Origin of the sequence: Aquimarina sp. MMG016 (genome assembly GCF_018100805.1) — a bacterium.
Lineage (GTDB): Bacteria > Bacteroidota > Bacteroidia > Flavobacteriales > Flavobacteriaceae > Aquimarina.
On sequence record NZ_JAGJEA010000010.1, the window covers coordinates 138,962 to 156,742 of the forward strand.

Genomic DNA, 17,781 nt, shown 5'->3' on the forward strand with positions numbered 1-17,781 from the left:
AGTACTATGATTCATTTTTTGATGATGGGTTAATTATCTCAGCAAATATTTTTTTCATAAAGGCATCAGGGTTCTTTCGTCTTAGTAGTTTATGTGCTTTATAAAACTGCTTAATCTCTTTTTTTAATTCGGGAAAAATGGTAATAATATCAGTTTTAGATTTTATATCCCCTTTATAGTCTTGGTCAAAATAAAGTACATATTTACTTTTGCTTCTATATTCATAATACTGCTTATTACCTTCAAGATCATCTGCACTTTTAATTTTTGACTTCGTATGTTTTTTTAATAACAAAATTTCATTATCATCCAAAAGAACCTGATGGAATCCATTAGTATAATTTTTCTTATCAATGTTTTCAACTCTTATAAACCTGTAATCATTAATAGTAAACTCTTCTACTTTATCATATATTAATTGCATTACCGAAGCAGAGGAACCAGGTTTTAAGGCTATTAGAAGTTTATCTTGTTCCAAATTGTATTTTATTCCTACATTATAGTATGGTTGTCCATCATAAATAACAGATCCTGTTAATACTTCATCAGAAAAGAAAAAAGCATGTTTATTGTTAAGTATTTTATTTATGTCCAGATCTACATACTGTTTACCATTATATAAACCGGTATGCTCTTTTCCTATAATAGTGTCAAACCAATTATAATATTCACTTTCATTTTTTTGTTGCCCAAAAAAAAGAAGGGGTAAACAAAGAAATAACAATAACATTTTAGCTTTTTTAGTTTTTCTCATACTTTAAAGGTCTATTTACAAGCATTATACCGTTCATAAATACATTGTATAAAACAAGATTCATGAAGAATAAAACTTTTACTTGGTGGGGTGTCGCTTTCCTATAAATCAGTTAAGAAAACCGGGGACATAGTATTCTTAATGTATTCCTTACTATTTACTAGTATGATTTATTTTATCGAATATATAAGGAATTATATAGCTAGACCATTCACTGATTGTACTACAACGTTTTCGTGTTAATAAGTAATAGTTAAAATATTATATAACACTCGATTTCTAGCAACAATAACAAATCTAAATCTGATAAATTGATTTTTGTTTCAAAAATATTCTGTGATACATCGTCTTATAAATTTGTTAAGATACCTTACTACTTTGTCTCTTTTATCTAAATTAGGCGATCAAAATCATACAGATGAAAACATTTTTTACCTCTGCTTTACTTTTACTATCTACAATTTTAATAGCCCAGACTGATCAAAGAATATATAATATTATTGATGCTGTTTCTGCTGAACGTATAGAAAAAGATATTAAAACGTTAGCGGATTTTGGTACTCGTCATACGCTAAGTGATACTGTGTCTAAAACCAGAGGGATTGGTGCTGCCAGAAGATGGATCAAATCAGAATTCGATAAAATCTCAGCAAACTGTAATAATTGCCTGGAAGTTTTTTATCAAAAAGATCTAGTAAAAAAAGGTGCTAATCAACGAATTGTAAAAGACGTTTGGGTAGTAAATGTAGTTGCAATTCAGAGAGGAACAAAGTATCCAAATCGTTTTATAATCATGAGCGGTGATATTGATTCTCGTATTACTGATCCAACAAACTATACCGATGATTCTCCGGGTGCTAATGATAATGCTAGTGGTATGGCTGGAGCTATTGAAGCTGCCAGAGTATTATCCAAATATCAGTTCGAAAGCAGTATTATCTATGTTGGATTATCAGGAGAAGAACAAGGATTATTCGGTGGACAAGGATTAGCAAAATATGCCAAAGAAAATAACTGGAATATCATTGGGGTGATGAACAATGATATGATAGGTAATATCAAAGGTGTTGATGGTGTAATTGATAACAGAACCTTCAGAATATTCTCAGAACCTGTTCCTCCAACCGAGACTGATAGCCAAAGAAGAGGAAGACGCTTTTATGGAGGAGAGGTAGACGGTATCTCCAGACAATTAGCCAGATATGTTCATAAAACTACTAAAACCTATATGCCTGAGATGAACCCGATGTTAGTATACCGATTAGATCGTTTTGGCCGTGGTGGGCATCATAGACCATTTAATGATGCTGGTTTTGCCGGTATTCGAATTATGGAAGCCCATGAAAATTATACTCAGCAGCATCAGGATATTAGAGAAGAAAACGGAATCAAATATGGTGATGTTGTGGAACACGTTAACTTTGACTATGCTGCAAAGCTCACCGCAGTAAATGCTATCAATATGGCCAGTATTGCCTGGGCACCACCGACTGTGACTGAGCTAGAAATTGGAGGTATCGTAGAACCTTCGGCAAAATTCAGATGGAAGAAAGTTAAGGATCAAAACATAGCAGGATATAAAATATATTGGCGTGACACTACTTCTCCAACCTGGGATCACAGCAGATTTGTGGGTGATGTTAATAATTTTGTCCTGAAAGGAATTGTAATTGACAACTATTTATTCGGAATTGCAACTGTTAGTAAAAACGGACACGAAAGCCCAGTTGCGTTTCCTACAGGAATATTTAGGAAATAATTTGGTTTTACACCAGTAATTTTAACACAACCTTAATAACAGCTTCTATTTATGGAATCTTTGTTTCTTGTAATTTCGCCAACGCTTTAAAAGCTCATAAATAACTATATTTCAATATTCTAACAAAACCTACTTTATACCAAAGCTTCATTCCCCTTATACAGATCGCCTATGAAGAAAATAATACGCCAATATAGTTTACATCTTTTCTTGATTTTTTTATACTCATTATGGGTTATTGTTTTTATGAAAATAATCTAAAATCTCATTCATAAAAGATACAATATTCAATTATTTACCTACTTTTAGGGTAATATAAATTATAGTTATGCATATATATAAATACGTTTTAGTCCTTATTATTCCTATGTTGTTTTCATGTAATCAACAAGCTAAAACAAGTAAGACCGCCGAGGTAATCACGCCAAGCTCAACTATTGAAGGGCATAAAATTGTACTACACGAAAATTTTCCATCAAAATATGTGGATGCGCGTAATGTAGAAGTCTTTTTACCTACAGGATATGAAGCCGCTTCTCCGGAAAAATACAAAGTATTATATATGCACGATGGGCAAAATGTATTTAATCCTAAAACATCTTATACAGGTATTGATTGGGGTGTGGATGAAGCAGTGGACAGTTTAATTAAAGGTGATAAAATCAAAAACACTATCGTTGTCGCTGCCTGGAATAATGGAAAAAAACGCTTTTCTGAATATATGCCAAAAGCTCCTGCTGAAGCTACTGAGAATGCTGAGGCAAAAAAAGGGTTAAAAGAGTTCACTGGTTTTGACTCTCTATTTTCTGATGAATATCTTAAGTTTTTAGTAGAAGAGTTAAAACCATTCATTGACAAAACTTATAATGTATCTACTAAAACAGAGGATACTGCAGTAATGGGATCTTCTATGGGAGGGTTAATCTCTTTATACGCTATATGTAAATATCCAGAAGTATTTGGAGCTGCAGGTTGCGTATCTACACATTGGCCAATTCAAATATTAGGAGAAGCCTATATGAATACGCTACCAGCTACTCTTCCTGATCCAAGTACGCATAAAATATATTTTGACTTCGGAACAAAAACTTTAGATGCTCAATATGAACCCTTTCAAATAAAGGTAGATGAAATGATGGTTGCTAAAGGATATGTTAAAGGAAATAACTGGGTTACTAAAAAATTTGAAGGAGCTTCTCATGATGAAAAGAGTTGGAATGCCAGAATTCATATCCCTCTGGAGTTTCTTTTGAAATAAAGAATTTAGCAAATTAATATTCTTTCCACCACGAAACATTTTCCGGTATCTTGTTTATAGTGATAAGCTGCCCTAATTTAGGGGTCATATATGGCATATTCATTCTTTTACTTTCTGTAACAAACCGTTCTACTGGTTCTTTCCAAGAATGTTGTGCTAGCGCAAAACCACACCAGTGGACAGGCATTATTATTTGTGCTTTTGTATCTAAATTAGCTTGTATACATTCTTCAGGGTACATATGTATCTGATGCCAGTTTTCATTGTATTGCCCACATTCTAAAAATGCAAAATCAAACGGTCCTAACTTCTCTCCTATTTCTTTAAAATGTTCTCCATAACCACCATCCCCACTAAACCAAATATTCTCTTTTGATGTTTTAAACACCCAACCACCCCAAAGTGATTTTGCTCGATCGGTCAATCCACGTCCAGAAAAATGACGAGTCGGTGTAAAAGTAATTTTGATATCTCCAAAACTCATATCATCCCACCAATCGAATTCCACAATATCATCTTGCGGAATTCCCCATTTCACCAAATGACGAGCTACACCCATTGCAACCGCGTATTTTTTTGTTTTAGATTTAAGTAGTTGAATACTATCATAATCTAAATGATCATAATGATCATGAGTAAGCAACAATATATCGATTTCAGGAAAATCATGAATCAAATCTAAGGTATCTTCACTAAACCTATTCATAGCAAAAGGAGAAACAGGAGCAGCGTTACCTCCTAACATAGGGTCTATTAAAATCGTCTGATCATTTATTCTCATTAATACTACCGAATGTCCATACCAAATAAATTTAGCTCCTTCAGATTGATTCAAAAATTCATCTTTATCGAATTGAATAATGGGAAGTTTTTCTTTGGGTTCTCTGTTTTCTTTTTCGCAAAACTGTTTATATAATAATTTCGGTAATTTCTGAATATTAATATCCATCGTAGTTTCTTCCAGGTTCACAAATTTCTTACCATCCCAATTCCTAGATTGGCTATATTTCTCTATATGTGCCTTAGTAATTCTTCCACCAAATTGTTTTCTCATATATCTGTAAATTATTTTTTCTCTGCAACAATAACATATGTAGGGAAAAAGTAAGATTTTCTTTCAATAATATCTTTGATTGCAAAACCATTGATGGTTAGAAAAATCTCTAGTTCACTTTTTAGAAAAGTCCGAACATTAGCATGGTCTTCACCTATTTCTATCCATTCATTTTTTACTTCTTTATAGTATTTTGAAGTCCATTGAACATCCATTCCAGATTCTAAGTTCAACTCCCAAATACTTTTCCGCATGTAATTTATATTGTTATAAGTTGCTTTATGTGTAATCCTTTTTTCATTAAAAATTTCAGGTATAAACCGATAAGCATCTATGAAATCAAAGCAAAAAACCCCTCCTTTTTCTAAATTTTTATTTACCGTTAAAAAAGTTGATTTCACATCTTCATTGGTTACTAGATAACTAATCGTTCTACCAGTCATGATAATACTCTGAATAGGTTTTTCTAGCTTAAAATTCCGCATATCACCCTCAATAAATTTACAGTTAGGAACTTTAGCCTTTGCTATAGCAATCATTTCTTTGCTAAAATCTAACCCTTGATAATCAAAACTTTTTTTGACAAAATATGAAGCTAGATTACCTGTTCCGCTTCCGATCTCCAAAAGATTCTTTTTATTATATCTATTAATGATTTTACTATAAAAATTGTACTCCTCTAAATAGTCAATAAAGGTCGCATACATTGCTTCATAAACTACAGCTAAATCAGAATATAACTTTCCCATCTCCTTATTTATAGGTTTATTTTTAATAAATCATAATTATTTTTTCTACAGAAAGTTGTTTATACAGATTCTATTTTCCTAACTGCTACCGGGTGACCATTAAATGCCATATTATAAGACAATGGGTCTAATCGATCATGATCCATGAGTTGATTAATATTAGCTCCGGCATTGCGTTTTGCAGTTTGCATTTGTACACCTTCACTATCATGCCCCCAACCGTGCGGAATACTAATGGTGCCCTGCATAATATTTGTAGTGACTTCTGCTTCAATAGAGATGGAACCGAATTCAGAATATACTTCTACCACCTCTTCCGGTTGGATTCCATGAGTTGTGGCATCATCAGGATGTATCATCATGGTACAGGTTCTAGAACCTCCTTCTAAAACCGGTAAGTTATGCATCCAGGAATTGTTACTGCGTAAATGTCTTCGCCCAATTAGTTTTAGTGGATATTGCTCCACTTTTTCTGGAATTAAAAGCTCTTTTACTTTTTCCATTTCTTTAACAAAAATTTCTGGCATCAATTCAATACGTTTGTTTTTGGTGAATAATCGCTTGGGTAAAACCGAGCTTAATTCTGATAATTCTATGCCTCCAGGATGCTTCTCTAAACGTTTTAAACTTAACCCATCTTTTCGCAAAAAGCGACCGCCCCATACTCCATAAGGACCAGTTTTTAAAGCTAAATCTAATTTCGTTTTAGGATGAATCCTAGACATAATATTGCTCTTTATTCTCTGAAATAGGTTACCCGTAAACAAACGTCGTTGTAACTCGCCCATAATTTGCCAATCATAGCGTTGATCCTTAGAAATTGGTAAAGGAGCTGGACTAAACTTAGTCGTATTACGGGTCGCGATCATATGAAGTACAAAGGAGTAATGCATAGTTTCCAACCCTACTCCAGGAGGCATAATAAGATCTGCATACTGTGTCGTCTCATTTACATACATATCAATTGCCAACATAAATTCCAGATCAGCCAATGCTTTTTCTACCAATTGTGAATTAGGTGCAGAACGAGCAGGATTTCCGGCAATACTGATAAAGCCCCGGATTTGATTTTTCCCTTTAGTCAATATCTCATCCGCTAATGTAGCGGTTGGAAATTCGCCAACAATCTCTTTGTAAGATTTAACTCTGCTACTATAACGAAACATTTTTGACTCATGTGCCATTAAAGTCACATAATCAATAGCTGGTAAAGTAAACTGGAGCCCTCCTTTTATATCTAATTGCCCAAGCAAAATATTAATACTAGTAATTAGCCATTGGCATAGCGTACCATAAGATTGAGTATTGACGCCTAATCTTCCATAAACCACACTATGAGGGTATTTTATGAGATCATCTACAACATTTTTTATTTGTTCAGTGCTCATACCAGTCATAGGAGCAACTACTTCTTTGGTATATGGCTGAACCATTTCTTTTAGTTCATCTAAATGATCTGCCAGTGAAAGCGCTTTAGAATTCGGGATTGCATTACGTAATACCAATTCATTTATAATTGATAATAGTAGCAACACATCTTTTTCAGGGTGAATAAAATAATGTGCACTAGCTTTATCCGCCGTTTCTGTTTTACGAGGATCAATAACCACCACTTTCCCACCCTTTTCCTGGATAGCCTTTATTTTTTCTCTAATATTAGGTGTAGACATAAAACTACCGTTAGATGCCATAGGGTTAGCTCCAATAATAAGCAGGTAGTCCAAATGATCTATATCCGGAATTGGAGCCATCATTGCATGGCCAAACATCATTTGATTTACTAAAAAAACAGGAACAGAATCCAGGCTATGGGATGCAAAACGATTTCGGGTATTCAAAGCATTGATCGTGTCGTATAATGTTATTGCGGTACCTGTATTATGAACTGTAGGATTTCCGGTATAGGTACCAATTGCATCATTACCATATTTTTTTCGGATTTTTTTAAAAGATTGCTCTGCTATATCAAAGGCTTCTTCCCAAGATATTGTTTGCCAACCTTCCGCTGTTTTTTTTACAGGTCGTTTTAATCGGTTTGGATCATTGTGCAAATCTTTAAGCGCTACTCCTTTAGGACAAATATGTCCACGGCTATAAACATCTTCTTTATGCCCTTTAATAGCGATTACTTCATTATTCTTTACCTCAATCTCTAAGCCGCACATTGCCTCACATAAGTGACACGTACGGTATTTTATTGTTTCTGACATGATTTGTGTTGGTATTTATTAATGAAATCATATTTACATATGTATTCACATAATTTATATTATGCTAATCGTAATCCAGATAATATCTCCAATACTTTCATCATTTATCAATCGGTTTCTAACAACATCTTATGGATTAAGCTAATCTGCCCTAAATGATAATAACTATGCTCAATCATAGCTTCAATATTTCTTTCATAACTTCCATACTTAGGATCAACAAATACTTCATCCAGTTTTTTATCTGGCAGAGATTCAACTAAATCGGCAAATTTTTCCGAATTGCTCATAAGAGTTCCGCATAGTTTCTCCCAGTCTTCCTGTGATGTAATAGGAGACATATCAAAACTATATTTATCTCTAATTTCCAGAGCTCCCCCTTCTAAAACATTTAGTACACCTGCTATGTAATAATTGATATGAAAAGTAAGTGCTGCAATTGTATTTAAAGACCCTACTTTTTTTGTAGCTTGTTTCCAGGATAAGTTTACTATCTGATCTTTATAATTAGTATTTACAACCCATTTACCATCCAAAATAACTTCTCTAAATCGATCTGCAATTTGTTTTGTTCGTTCCATGTATTATAAATTATATATTCAGTTTACAACCATTGATAGTTCTTTAATTAATAAAAACAACCTCGTGGGATCATAGTATTAGGAACTAAGTTAATAAAAAACAGCTAAGGTTTTGAATATAAAGCAATGAGTAACCGCACAAGCTTATTCTGTTTGTTGGATTACTGAATAAAGCCCTACCATTATAAACTGATAATGTATACAAGGTATTTTTTCAAAAGTTAATATGGACAACCTTGCTTTCTTTATCAAACACATACAAATTGTAATCAAGAAATCTTGCTATTTGTTACGGTTATTGACTTCAATCCTAATAAATTCAGGCAAATAATTAGGGGAAGCTTATATATTCCTTTATCTGCTATTGTCTACAATCTAAAAAAGCACTTGAAGTTTACCATTTATCCATACAAAGGAATATATCTATCTTTTATTATACTAAAATGATGGATTTGATGTGCTGTTATTGTCAATCCAATTGTGTACAAAGGCATTTCATATTCAAAAAACTTACAGTTGGTTTCAAGTATTTTCTTATTGAAAGATTCAAACATCATCATTGTCGATTGGCGTACAATTCGAAGTTCATTTATCAACTGATCAATTGACAGTTCATCTGTATTTGAATTTTCGCCCATTATTTCTTGGTCATGCGCATCAGGAACGGTTCCCTCTCCTCGAGCAAAAATTATAGCTCTAAAACACCAAATTCTTTCCCAATCTATGAGATGTTGTAATATTTTATGAATTGTCCATTTGCCTTCTTTATAAGTTTTCAAGCCAATTCTGTTTAATTGAGCTATATCTAATTCATTAATTTGATTCAGGCTTATTTGTAATGCTTTATTAAGTTCTATGCCTCCATTCAATTTCAAAACGTACTCTAAAAATTCCGGGTTCTTTTTAACTTCTTGATTTTTCACGAATAATTATATTTTATATTTAATTGGTGTAAGATTCGTATGTGATAGTAGGTCTAAACCCTATTAATTCAGAGCTAGTCATCTATAGTGATAAAGCATATGAATAACTAAGCTAAAAAACCTAGAAAGCCGTTATCAGTAACGATAAAACAACACACGAATAAATTGATTAAATGAAAATTCATTCGGAAGAATATCCGAACAAAGAATTATTAGCCTTAGAGTTTAATGGCTAATTATTAAGCTACTATAAATTTCAAAATCACTCTCAAAATATGAATTATTTATGTGTAGTAAATATATGCAATTTTGTACTACCATGCCATTAATGAAACCAAATTCGTAATTGTTTTTTATAACCGTATTCTATTGAATCGGTTTATTTCCCTAATGATGCTAAACAGCTTTTTAATTGAATTATGGCCTTCTGTTCTTACGAACGGTCTTTGAATGATACATTTGCTTCCCGAAGGAGGCTATGATTCCATATACACCGTTTGTCCAGTGTTTTTTTTATACAAATTACAATACAAATCCAAATTAAATGACTTTAGATCCTACATAATCTCATTTGAGGCACAAAATTAATTAGGGTGAAATATTATAACTTTTCTTTGCTTAAGAAGTTAACCTTCGATTTGTTTTAGTTTATTTATCTTTTCAATTAAATCACCTGTAATTGCCACGACTGCAGGTTTTGGGATATTATCCTTATCAAAAGGCCAAGTACTATTGGGATTGTTTAAATCCATAGTTTGTTCACCAGGATGTTGAACACTTAAAAATAAAGTTTTTCCATCAGGAGAGAACCAAGGACCTGTGAGTTCTGCATCTCTGGGAGCAGAGGCAACTCGGATTATTTTTCCTGCATCTTGGCCATATCTAGGAATTACAAATAAACTATTGTTTTTGAAAGGCATGTAAGGTTTATCCCGTTTATTCATACTACTTCCTGAAATATCTGAAGTAATCCAGAGATTTCCGGATAAATCAAATGCTAAGTTATCCGGGCAAGAGAATCCATTTTCTTCACCGCCAGCCATATATGTAGAAGCTTTAAAGCTCAAAGCATCGAAATCTCCATTGGTTTCTTCAATTTTTAGAATTGAACCATGAAAATCATTTTTACTCTTGTTGTTAGTTAATGAAACCAATATATTTCCCGTAATTGGATCAATTTCAATATCTTCAGGACGATTTAACTCAGTTGCGCCCAATAGTTTTGCAGCTTCTCTTGCTCTAATTAGTACCTCTGTCTGATCTTTAAATTTATTTCTTAAAACAGATTGATTTTCCCAATCCAAAGCTAGCCATTTCCCTTTATTGGTATCTGCAACATATAACGTTCCTTCTTTTAAAGAACCAGGTTCTGAAGAAATAAATTTATACAAGTGTTCGTTGTTTTTGTCATCTCCCGTATAAGCAACCACTCTCTTATCACTTAGTTCATACAGTGTACAACATTCGTGTGCAAATCTACCTAAAGCAATATGTTTTTGGGCTGTTCCGTCTTTTGGATTTACTTCTACCACCCAACCATAATGTTCTGGAGGGTAATCATAGAAATTTTCCCAACCATACCAACTTGGTTTATGTGTAGCTACATTGTTTTCATCGTATACGGTCTCGCCAAAAAATGCATCATAGTTTTCTTCACAAGTCAGAAAAGTATTCCAAGGTGTAATACCACCTGAGCAATTACTGAGTGTTCCCATAACTGTAGATGTTTCTTTAATCGAACTATCCCAGTTTAATTGAATGGGTGTTTGAGCAGTAATTCGTCTATTATGAGGATCATTTTCTACGACGCTCCACTTTCCATTTTCTTCTTTAATTCTAATGATCGTTCCCCCAACATTGTACATCTCTTTATTTATCTGTTCTATAGTACGATGCTGTTTCAGGTTTTTATTATAGTCAGAAACAAAAAGCGGATTAATATATTCATGATTTACCCATAACAATCCATCTTTAGGGTTGTTTTCATCAAAAGGAATGAAGCAAGTAAAATCATTATTAAACCCAAAAGTATCTTCGTCGTTGATTTTATCACCCCATTTTATGATAACGTGATAATCCAACCCTTTGGTAAGCAGTAAGTCATCTTGATCAGATGCCGGTAAAGCTTTTAGTATTAGTTGCTTTAGAGAGTCAAGGTTTTGTTTAGATTCTTCCTTCAAGCCAGAAGGGTTGCTGGTATTACCACAGCCAACTAAAAAAGGTGGAGTTATCATTGTACCCAAGCTAGCCTTTCCTATAAAAGAAATAAATTTTCTTCGATTGTATTTCATACCATTCTTAATTAACGTAATGCTTTTCTATACAAATCAGATCAGAATATATATTCTTAAAAACATTCTCTTCTCTACTATAAATCTTACCATTTATTTTGACAGGAATACATGACAGATTACTTAATTCAAAATGCAATTCTTTTATTTTCATATTTAAATAATATGAAAGAATTAAAAATTGACGATGATTGGTCTGCCATAATACTTCAGAATGCAACTTTTGTTTATGAATTTCATTATAAAAATTAGCTAGCCCTCTTATATTCATGAAATCATGATTCTTTAAAGCATCTGTAATGATGTGATTGTTACTCGATAATACAAACGTAATTTCTTTAATCTCTTTTGTCGTTATTAAAGCATTTATCTGTCCTACCATTTCTGAAGTAAATCTAATAGAATTACCCAACGAGGTACAATAGTAGTTTTCTTGTTTGAAAGCTTTATTTATAACAGATTCAAGATGATCAGTAGGGCAAATAAAATATAGGCGCTTCTGCATTATATTTAATATAGATAAAAAGATGAATGATATCAATAAGAGTAAGATTAAAGATTTTTGACATCAATAATTTCGAAGTTTCTAGTATCAAAATAATCATCTAATCCATAATCGGTATTGATAATAATTCCTCCTAAAAGGGCTACCTTTTCAACATGGAATTCATCTTTACAGGTTTTAATATATTCGTGAACCTTTTTGTCTATGATTTCGTATGTTGCCTCGGTAATCGCTTTTTGAGGATGATCACTATCCAATATTTGTTTACGGTGAGGAAGCAAACTTTCTTCAAGTTTCATTTGTTGATAGTCATTTTCATTCAATATAGGTTTGTAATTATCATCTTTGAGCCGGCTTAATGCCAACATGAGTGCTCCGCAGGAGTTACCGGTTTCCTCTTGACGGGGTCTATACATTTTACCCAAATCCCCTTCAAGGGTAAGTCCTATATGAGGGCCATAAAATATGAATGCACTACCTTCATCAGGAATGTGATGTGCAAAAGCAGTCATACCGGTCTGCCCTGCAAAAGGTAAGCCTCCTAATCCTCCCATAATAAATGGACCAAACAATACATTAAAGAATGTTGTAGAAGGAACGTTGATATCATCTGAGCATACAGATGTCGCCATCAATACTTTTGAAACATCAATTTTGTGATCATTTTGCATTTTCCCTAAATAATGAATAGACGTATCTTTTGCATCCATCGCATTAGGAAAATATTTTTTTACAACTTGGTCGAATTTTCTTTGCAGCATAATACTATTGAATTTAGAGTGAAATATATTTGTGAGTTTTAATACTTCTTTATGTGTAAATATAATAGATAATTTTATTAATGCAACATTGTTGCTTTTAATTTAATATCTTCTTATCATTGTCGCAAAACTGAATCAATACAACTCAATGAACTTAATAAAGATTGGAATACTTACAGTTTCAGATAGGGCTAGTAAGGGGATTTATAAAGACGTATCTGGCAAGGAGATTATCAATGTTTTAAATGAGTATATCTCTTCAGAGTGGAATGCTGTATACGAGATAATTCCTGATGAGCAAAATATTATCGAACAAAAACTAATAATGCTTAGTGATAAAGAGAGTTGCTGCCTCATCTTTACAACTGGAGGGACTGGGCCTGCGCCAAGAGATGTTACGCCTGAAGCAACTGAAAGAGTGTGTCATAAAATACTCCAAGGATTTGGAGAGTTGATGAGACAAGAAAGTTTGAATTATGTCCCAACAGCTATATTGTCTCGACAAACTGCGGGTATACGTAATAAAACATTAATTGTAAATCTTCCTGGAAAGCCTAAATCAATACGAGAATGTATTCAAGCCGTATTTCCAGCAATTCCATATTGTTTGGAATTGATCGGTGAATATATCTTGAATACAAATGAAAAGAATATTAAAGTATTTAGACCTAAATGATATTCTAATTCGTCGATAACCTATATGAAAAAAGGGAAGGTTTTAGATAATTTCCCTAGTTAGTATTGGATACAACATCTATTATATGTTGGGTTTGTATCCCGAAGGGTGCATATGCATCATACAAATCTTTGTTGTAAACCGTTTTTATTTAGATAATATCTCTACTTTATTATGTATTTAGAATAATAAGGCATCTAATTTTTTGATAAACTATAGTTGACTAAGATAAAGTCAATTATATTTTTTTTATAACTGATTATTGATTCTTTGGATGGTTAATAGAGATAGATACATCAACTTTTTTGTTATTTAACAAATAGTTTAATGTTTTTACGTCAGCGCTATAGGCTGCAAGAGATAATGGTGTATAACCGGATAAATTCTGAACGTTAACCGAAACCCCTTCTCGATTAAAAGATCAATGATGTGCGTTGTATTTTTTTCGCTGTAAACACTTTTGTGTAAAAATGAATCTTGGCTTTCATCATAATAATGTATGTTGTTTTTTTATTCATTAAGTGGGAAACTTAGAATTTAAAACTCATTGTTGGAGCTATGTAGAAAGTATTTTCTGAATCGCCTGACGCTTTAATAAATTCGCCAGCTATAAAATAAGAGCTCCGCAGATCAAAAGAAATATTGCGATTGACCTCATATGATACTTTCAAACCAAATACATCTCCAACATGTTTTGTACGAATTCCATTTGCTTCTCGTGTTAAAAAGCGTGGCGGAGTGTACAAACCATCATTTGATTGAGTTCTATAGAAGAAGGCGTAATCCAAGTAAATCGTTAAATCTCTTAAAGGATAAAAAGTGAAGTTCGGATGCAGGCTTGTGATATTTGCCGGTGTATTTACCGCAGCAAGACTGTAAATCGCCGGATTGACGAATATTGGATTAAATGTTCCTACTTTTCCATCTCCAACATGTTGGTCACCGCTTGACCAGTCCGTTTTAATTCCTAGTTTAGGTTTCCAGTCATTTTTGATAATCGTGTATTTCCAATCAGTTTCTATGTTATAAGCAAAAATATCACTGTTATCAAGTTTGCCCCATTGTATGATGATTTCGGTATTGTAGGATAATCGACCTTTAGTGCCAAATGATCTAACCCCGATAGAATGTCTAGTTTCTTTACCTAAAACATCATTGAATCGGGAGGAGTTAGCATAAAAGCCAAAGTAGTAAAAATCTAATTTACCTTTACCGCTTAAAAAAGGACGTCTATAGTATGCTCCCCAAAAAACAGGATTGGATTTATTACCTTTAAAAATATTGGATTTATTGTCAAAACTGAAAGGAGAAATGTTGACTTCTTTTCCATAAAACAGATCCATAGACGAACTGTTTTTTTGAGCAATAACTCTTACCATATCAAAAGTCCTTCTCATATTAGGTCCTTCTCTTATGCCAACAATACGAGAAGCACCATATCCAATTTCTTGTCTTCCCAATCTGATGGTTGTCTTAAGGCCAGAAGAATTGATAGGTTTCCACTCCAAAAAACCTTGATGAACATCAATTTCATCAGATTCGAGAAATAAGTTTTCATTACCCGTTACGTAACCACTGTATAGTTCGCCAAAAAGGCGAAACTTAGTACCTAGCATTAAAGAGGCGTGTAAATTGACTCTTTGAGAATAATATGTCAGGTCTCTGTCAGTATAATTCTCGTTTGTGTAATGTTCTACTCTTGCACGATATTCTCCACCCAATGTAAGAAAAATATTATTTTTCCTATTAATGGTTAATAGTTTAAGAGGTTGCAGAAAAAAAAGATTTTTCTCTATTGAATCTAGATATATGTATGACTCCTCTGCTCTTAAAATGCTAATAGCAGGTACTTTTTGGGTTTCCTTTTCTTCCTCTTGTGTCATGATGTTATAAGGCAAACAAAATGTAATAATAAAGAATATACTAAAAGTTTTTACCATGATAATTTGCCAGTTGAGAATAAATCAGAAAAGATGACACAACCTAAAATCAATAAGATCAGTATTAAGAGAAAAACTAAATACTGATCTCATTAACTCATTTTTAGGAACTGGAATCTGTCGAAATTTTGGTTTTAAAGTGAGCTACAAAACTTAAAACAATAGCCGCTGAAGAGACCAAGGTCATGACAGTTCCCGGAACAAAGTGTACAAAACCTCCTAAATCTAAAAAGATGAAGTATCCTAAATCGGTTAAACCACCGGCAATAGCTGCCAGGAAGATAGCATTCTTATTGCCTTTCCAGATATAAAATGCACAAATAAGTGTCACAGTACCTACCCAAAGAAGATTGAAACCATGTTGACCAATAATTGCCCCAGATGCAGTTGGATAATCCATTTGTAGGGTATTAGGATCAACAGCATCTGCTATTCCACCTACTGCTCCGCTTATGTTACCAGACGTTATAAAATAAATGGTCATAATGCCTGCAAACATGTGCACCAAACCCCAAATGATCCATAGTACTGTGGCGATTTTAAAAAAAGTCTTGTAATTCATAGTAAATTATATTTGATTAATATGTTCCTGAAATTTGCGTAGTTCTGAATCAAATTTTCGAGCATGATTTTTTTCTATTATTTGATTGTCTTTGAAATAATGATTGAATGAGGGTAAGATATAACTGGCAATAATATTAGCTCCAAAAGCCGGAAATAGATCTAGAGAAACTTTCATCACATAGTTTCTTTCTTTTTTAGCAGGTGAGGTAGAAAGAAGAAACATAGCCTTGTCACTCCAGATATTCACACCATCAATCCTTGAAATCCAGTCTAATAAATTTTTAAACACACTGGTGTAAAGGCCATTATGTTCTGCTAGTGAAATGATTATGGCATCAGATTCTTTAATAAATTTTGAAAATCTAATTGCATTGTCGGGTATGCCTGACTTTTTTTCTAAATCAATTGAATAAATAGGTAATTCAAAATCATTTAGATCAAGAATAATTACTTCTGTATTTCTTAATTTGTTAGCTGTAAATTGAGCAAATTGCTTATTAATGGATTGTTTACTGTTTGAAGCCCCAAAGGCAATAACATTTTGAGTCATTGATTCGTACTTTGTTCAAAAACAAATGTCTAGTATTCAAAAATGCTTTGCATTATGATTTCATAAGAAATGAAAAAAGCTATTTTTTTTGTAGGTGTTTTGACTTAGCAGCGCTCAAAGTTTCAGGGTTAACACCAATATATGAAGCGATCATTCGCTGAGGTACCCGCTGAGCTATGTCAGGATAGGTTTGAACAAAAAATTCGTAACGTTCAATGGCATTCGTACTGATTAGCATTAAAACTCGTTTTTGCAATGCGTTTAACCTTTTCGTAAAAGCAACTACATTCTGTCTTTCTCTTTCAAGGTCCTTTTGTAGAACAATTATTTTTGAATCCTCTAAAGCATCTATAAATAGATCTGCAGGTGATTCCGGGTTACAGTTGTCTGCTATCACCCATGACTCTGGAGCAAACATGAAAATATTTTCTTTGCCGTTTTTGTCGATAGAATAGCTTCTTAGTAAACCAGACTTGACATGGTAAACTTTTGTGTTTAGTTCACCACTTCGTTGCAATATCTCTCCTTTTTTTATTAATAATTCTTTCAAAATTTTAATTTCTCAATGGCGTACCACGGTCTCGTATAACCGTCTGCTACGGGTTAATCTAATTTAATTCTTGGTTTGGTATTGGCCTTAGCAAATCCACGTAAATTCGGATGTAGTCGAATCCACAGTAATTACGGCTATATATTGCTGTGCGTTGGCTTTTTGTTTTCATTTTCAATTAATTCGGTTTCGGAATTTTTAATTCCTTCTTTTTTCAGAATGTCCAAAATAAAATCAGTTTTTCCATCAATATAAGAGTTAATGTCATTGGGAAATTTTTTCGCAAGAACATTTTTCAGATTGCTATATTCTATTATTTTTTCCGGGTTTTCTAAAAGATGGTTTTTTTAAGCTAAGTGGTTTTTTAATCCTGTACTTCCTTTTTTACATACATAAAGATTGTGTTCAAACCATTCTTTTTTAGAATTGGTAAATGGTGTTTGACAACTATTCCTTTTAAATGCTTCTCTCCCAGAAATTCCCATTTCTCCCAAGTGAGTATATCCAAGGTCTTTAAGTTTACTTATTACCTTTTTTAAAACCTCCTTATCATTTTCAATAATTAAGTCTAAATCAATAATCGGTTTTGCAGCCATTCCCGGTACTGAAGTGCTTCCAACGTGTTCAATTTTTGAAACTATTCACTTAAAATGTGG

The 17,781-nt window shown here is 33.0% G+C and carries 16 protein-coding genes and 1 pseudogene; 3 read left to right on the top strand and 14 right to left on the bottom strand.

What is annotated here, in order from left to right; genetic code table 11:
- Nucleotides 1–4 precede the first annotated feature (4 nt).
- A complete protein-coding gene (locus J8M14_RS17350) occupies nucleotides 5–754 on the bottom strand; it encodes a hypothetical protein (protein ID WP_211076080.1) in 750 nt (249 codons plus the stop codon).
- Between the two features lie 418 nt (nucleotides 755–1,172).
- Between J8M14_RS17350 and J8M14_RS17355 the strand changes: the two genes are divergently transcribed.
- Together J8M14_RS17355 and J8M14_RS17360 are read left to right on the top strand one after the other, a co-directional pair.
- Entirely contained in the window at nucleotides 1,173–2,513 is a 1,341-nt protein-coding gene (locus J8M14_RS17355) for a M28 family peptidase (RefSeq protein ID WP_211076081.1), read from the top strand.
- A gap of 328 nt (nucleotides 2,514–2,841) precedes the next feature.
- On the top strand, nucleotides 2,842–3,771 hold the full coding sequence (locus tag J8M14_RS17360) for an alpha/beta hydrolase-fold protein (protein WP_247672685.1): 930 nt from the start codon (nucleotides 2,842–2,844) through the stop codon (nucleotides 3,769–3,771).
- A gap of 13 nt (nucleotides 3,772–3,784) precedes the next feature.
- Here the strand turns inward: J8M14_RS17360 and J8M14_RS17365 are convergent, their stop codons facing one another.
- The 8 genes from J8M14_RS17365 to J8M14_RS17400 form a co-directional block, all read right to left on the bottom strand.
- On the bottom strand, nucleotides 3,785–4,825 hold the full coding sequence (locus J8M14_RS17365; protein ID WP_211076082.1) for an MBL fold metallo-hydrolase: 1,041 nt from the start codon (nucleotides 4,823–4,825) through the stop codon (nucleotides 3,785–3,787).
- Between the two features lie 11 nt (nucleotides 4,826–4,836).
- Nucleotides 4,837–5,574 carry a class I SAM-dependent methyltransferase gene (locus tag J8M14_RS17370; RefSeq protein WP_211076083.1) on the bottom strand — a complete coding sequence of 246 codons (738 nt, stop codon included), beginning with the start codon at nucleotides 5,572–5,574 and terminating at the stop codon, nucleotides 4,837–4,839.
- A 59-nt stretch (nucleotides 5,575–5,633) separates the two neighbouring features.
- Nucleotides 5,634–7,784 (bottom strand): molybdopterin-dependent oxidoreductase, encoded by a 2,151-nt coding sequence (locus tag J8M14_RS17375; RefSeq protein ID WP_211076084.1) that lies wholly within the window; start codon nucleotides 7,782–7,784, stop codon nucleotides 5,634–5,636.
- A gap of 107 nt (nucleotides 7,785–7,891) precedes the next feature.
- Nucleotides 7,892–8,365 carry a DinB family protein gene (locus J8M14_RS17380; protein WP_211076085.1) on the bottom strand — a complete coding sequence of 158 codons (474 nt, stop codon included), beginning with the start codon at nucleotides 8,363–8,365 and terminating at the stop codon, nucleotides 7,892–7,894.
- Between the two features lie 401 nt (nucleotides 8,366–8,766).
- Nucleotides 8,767–9,288, bottom strand: coding sequence for a DinB family protein (locus J8M14_RS17385; protein WP_211076086.1), 522 nt, complete (start codon nucleotides 9,286–9,288; stop codon nucleotides 8,767–8,769).
- A gap of 626 nt (nucleotides 9,289–9,914) precedes the next feature.
- On the bottom strand, nucleotides 9,915–11,579 hold the full coding sequence (locus J8M14_RS17390; protein WP_211076087.1) for an alkaline phosphatase PhoX: 1,665 nt from the start codon (nucleotides 11,577–11,579) through the stop codon (nucleotides 9,915–9,917).
- A gap of 7 nt (nucleotides 11,580–11,586) precedes the next feature.
- Entirely contained in the window at nucleotides 11,587–12,084 is a 498-nt protein-coding gene (locus tag J8M14_RS17395) for a hypothetical protein (protein ID WP_211076088.1), read from the bottom strand.
- Between the two features lie 47 nt (nucleotides 12,085–12,131).
- Complete coding sequence (locus J8M14_RS17400; protein ID WP_211076089.1) at nucleotides 12,132–12,845, bottom strand: hypothetical protein; 714 nt, start codon at nucleotides 12,843–12,845, stop codon at nucleotides 12,132–12,134.
- A gap of 148 nt (nucleotides 12,846–12,993) precedes the next feature.
- On the opposite strand from J8M14_RS17400, the gene mog reads away from it, so the two are divergent.
- A complete protein-coding gene (gene mog / locus J8M14_RS17405; protein ID WP_211076090.1) occupies nucleotides 12,994–13,521 on the top strand; it encodes a molybdopterin adenylyltransferase in 528 nt (175 codons plus the stop codon).
- A gap of 530 nt (nucleotides 13,522–14,051) precedes the next feature.
- Here the strand turns inward: mog and J8M14_RS17410 are convergent.
- The 5 genes and pseudogenes from J8M14_RS17410 to J8M14_RS23115 all read right to left on the bottom strand — a co-directional run bounded on the left by J8M14_RS17410 (nucleotide 14,052) and on the right by J8M14_RS23115 (nucleotide 17,766).
- On the bottom strand, nucleotides 14,052–15,404 hold the full coding sequence (locus J8M14_RS17410; protein ID WP_211076091.1) for an alginate export family protein: 1,353 nt from the start codon (nucleotides 15,402–15,404) through the stop codon (nucleotides 14,052–14,054).
- A gap of 160 nt (nucleotides 15,405–15,564) precedes the next feature.
- Entirely contained in the window at nucleotides 15,565–16,023 is a 459-nt protein-coding gene (locus tag J8M14_RS17415) for a hypothetical protein (RefSeq protein WP_211076092.1), read from the bottom strand.
- A 6-nt stretch (nucleotides 16,024–16,029) separates the two neighbouring features.
- The gene (locus tag J8M14_RS17420) at nucleotides 16,030–16,575 is read right to left on the bottom strand and encodes an NAD(P)H-dependent oxidoreductase (RefSeq protein ID WP_211076093.1); all 546 of its coding nucleotides are present in this window, start codon (nucleotides 16,573–16,575) and stop codon (nucleotides 16,030–16,032) included.
- A gap of 79 nt (nucleotides 16,576–16,654) precedes the next feature.
- Nucleotides 16,655–17,125 carry a cyclic nucleotide-binding domain-containing protein gene (locus tag J8M14_RS17425; RefSeq protein ID WP_211076094.1) on the bottom strand — a complete coding sequence of 157 codons (471 nt, stop codon included), beginning with the start codon at nucleotides 17,123–17,125 and terminating at the stop codon, nucleotides 16,655–16,657.
- 137 nt (nucleotides 17,126–17,262) lie between these two features.
- A pseudogene (locus tag J8M14_RS23115) lies at nucleotides 17,263–17,766 on the bottom strand (GrpB family protein).
- Nucleotides 17,767–17,781: the final 15 nt, after the last annotated feature.